Below are 3,316 nucleotides of genomic sequence, written 5' to 3'. Positions count from 1 at the left end.
TAGTCGTCAGGCAAACCGGTTTGGCTTTCGCCAAATAAGGTTGCCTTGCCGCTTTCGCAAGCAAAGCCAATTCTGGGTTATGAGATCGTCCAGCGTCAGATATCCAACACTCGTGTTCATTCGCGCGATGTTAATCGTGCCACGCCATAACTGCTTTGGCGTTATATGGTCAAGCCGCACGGGCAATTAGTACTGGTTAGCTTCACGCCTTACAGCGCTTCCACACCCAGCCTATCAACGTGGTGGTCTTCCACGGCCCTTTAGGACTCTCAAGGAGTCAGGGAGATCTCATCTTGAGGGAGGCTTCCCGCTTAGATGCTTTCAGCGGTTATCCCGTCCGAACGTAGCTACCCGGCAATGCCACTGGCGTGACAACCGGAACACCAGAGGTTCGTCCACTCCGGTCCTCTCGTACTAGGAGCAGCTCCTCTCAAATCTCCAACGCCCACGGCAGATAGGGACCGAACTGTCTCACGACGTTCTAAACCCAGCTCGCGTACCTCTTTAAATGGCGAACAGCCATACCCTTGGGACCGGCTTCAGCCCCAGGATGAGATGAGCCGACATCGAGGTGCCAAACACCGCCGTCGATGTGAACTCTTGGGCGGTATCAGCCTGTTATCCCCGGAGTACCTTTTATCCGTTGAGCGATGGCCCTTCCATACAGAACCACCGGATCACTAAGACCTGCTTTCGCACCTGCTCGACTTGTGGGTCTCGCAGTCAAGCACCCTTCTCCCTTTACGCTCATTGCACGATGTCCGACCGTGCTGAGGGTACCTTTGTGCTCCTCCGTTACTCTTTGGGAGGAGACCGCCCCAGTCAAACTACCCACCACACAATGTCCCCGACCCGGATAACGGGCCTGGGTTAGAACCTCAAACATGCCAGGCTGGTATTTCAAGGTTGGCTCCACCGGAACTGGCGTCCCGGGTTCAAAGCCTCCCAGCTATCCTACACAAGCAGGTTCAAAGTCCACTGTGAAGCTATAGTAAAGGTTCACGGGGTCTTTCCGTCTAGCCGCGGGTACACAGCATCTTCACTGCGATTTCGATTTCACTGAGTCTCGGGTGGAGACAGCGCCCCCATCATTACGCCATTCGTGCAGGTCGGAACTTACCCGACAAGGAATTTCGCTACCTTAGGACCGTTATAGTTACGGCCGCCGTTTACCGGGGCTTCGATCAAGAGCTTCGCCGAAGCTAACCCCATCAATTAACCTTCCGGCACCGGGCAGGCGTCACACCCTATACGTCCGCTTACGCGTTTGCAGAGTGCTGTGTTTTTAATAAACAGTTGCAGGGGCCTTTTCACTGCGACCGCTAAAAGCGTACGGGGCAAGCCCTTCACCCTCAGCGGCGTACCTTCTCCCGAAGTTACGGTACAATTTTGCCTAGTTCCTTCACCCGAGTTCTCTCAAGCGCCTTAGAATACTCATCCCAACCACCTGTGTCGGTTTCGAGTACGGTTCCTTGTAACCTGAAGCTTAGAAGATTTTCCTGGAAGCAGGGCATCAACCACTTCCCAGCCGCAAAGGGCCGGTGCTCTCGACTCTCAGCCTTACAATCCCGAAATTACCTAAGATCCCAGCCTACGGTCTTTCCCCGGGACTACCAACGCCCGGTAGGCCTAGCCTTCTCCGTCTCTCCATCGCAGTTACAAGAAGTACGGGAATATTAACCCGTTTCCCATCAGTTACGCTCTTCAGCCTCACCTTAGGGGCCGACTTACCCTGCGCCGATTAGCGTTGCGCAGGAAACCTTGGTCTTTCGGCGTGGGAGTTTTTCACTCCCATTATCGTTACTCACGTCAGCATTCGCACTTGTGATATCTCCAGCAAGCTTCTCAACTCACCTTCACAGACTTACACAACGCTCCCCTACCCAGCATGCATAAGCACGCTGCCGCAGCTTCGGTATCCAGTTTGAGCCCCGTTACATCTTCCGCGCAGGCCGACTCGACTAGTGAGCTATTACGCTTTCTTTAAAGGGTGGCTGCTTCTAAGCCAACCTCCTAGCTGTCTGAGCCTTCCCACATCGTTTCCCACTTAACTGGAATTTGGGGACCTTAGCTGGCGGTCTGGGTTGTTTCCCTCTTCACGACGGACGTTAGCACCCGCCGTGTGTCTCCCGGATAGTACTCACTGGTATTCGGAGTTTGCATCGGGTTGGTAAGTCGGGATGACCCCCTAGCCGAAACAGTGCTCTACCCCCAGTGGTATTCGTCCGAGGCGCTACCTAAATAGCTTTCGGGGAGAACCAGCTATCTCCGGACTTGATTAGCCTTTCACTCCGACCCACAGGTCATCCGAATCTTTTTCAACAGATCCCGGTTCGGTCCTCCAGTGCGTGTTACCGCACCTTCAACCTGCCCATGGGTAGATCGTCCGGTTTCGGGTCTATTCCCAGCAACTTAACGCCCTATTCAGACTCGGTTTCCCTACGGCTCCCCTAAACGGTTAACCTCGCTACTGAGAATAAGTCGCTGACCCATTATACAAAAGGTACGCCGTCACCCAACAAAGCGGGCTCCGACTGCTTGTACGTGCACGGTTTCAGGATCTATTTCACTCCCCTCTCCGGGGTTCTTTTCGCCTTTCCCTCACGGTACTGGTTCACTATCGGTCAGCCAGGAGTATTTAGCCTTGGAGGATGGTCCCCCCATGTTCAGTCAAGGTTTCACGTGCCCCGACCTACTCGTTTTCACTGATTCAGATTTTCGGATACGGGGCTATCACCCACTGTGGCCGGCCTTCCCAGACCGTTCTCCTAATCATTCATCAGCTTAAGGGCTAATCCCCGTTCGCTCGCCGCTACTCAGGGAATCTCAATTGATTTCTGTTCCTACGGGTACTTAGATGTTTCAGTTCCCCGCGTTCGCTTCCGCTACCTATGGATTCAGTAACGGATACCTGCCTTACGACAGGTGGGTTGCCCCATTCGGAGATCTCCGGGTCAAACGGTTGTTTGCCACCTAACCGGCGCTTATCGCAGGCTACAACGTCCTTCATCGCCTCTGGCTGCCAAGGCATCCACCGTGCACGCTTCGTCACTTGACCATATAACCCAAAACAGTCACACCAAGGTGTCACCCTCTCAAGTCACACGGCGTCGCAACAATTAACGATACGCACCAAACAGACACAAGTGTCAGATATTTCTTCTAACGCTTGTATTCCATCAGGAATACTTGGACTTTCTCATTTCCCAGATTGTTAAAGAGCTTCCCGAAGGTGAACTTCAGGACCGGATTAAAAAGCCGGTAACAAATAATTCAGTCGAATCACTTGTTACCGGCTTCTTGGTGCCGGAACAAC

1 rRNA gene is annotated in these 3,316 nt (G+C 53.4%); it reads right to left on the bottom strand.

The window, feature by feature from the left end:
• Positions 1–165: 165 nt before the first annotated feature.
• Positions 166–3,058, bottom strand: a 23S ribosomal RNA gene (locus CGS25_RS18780).
• Between the last annotated feature and the right edge of the window lie 258 nt (positions 3,059–3,316).

The sequence above is a fragment of the Alloalcanivorax mobilis genome, from assembly GCF_002864685.1.
Classification (GTDB): Bacteria; Pseudomonadota; Gammaproteobacteria; order Pseudomonadales; family Alcanivoracaceae; genus Alloalcanivorax; species Alloalcanivorax mobilis.
Note: the sequence above shows the minus strand (reverse complement) of the source record. Positions and strands in the feature narration are given on the sequence as shown.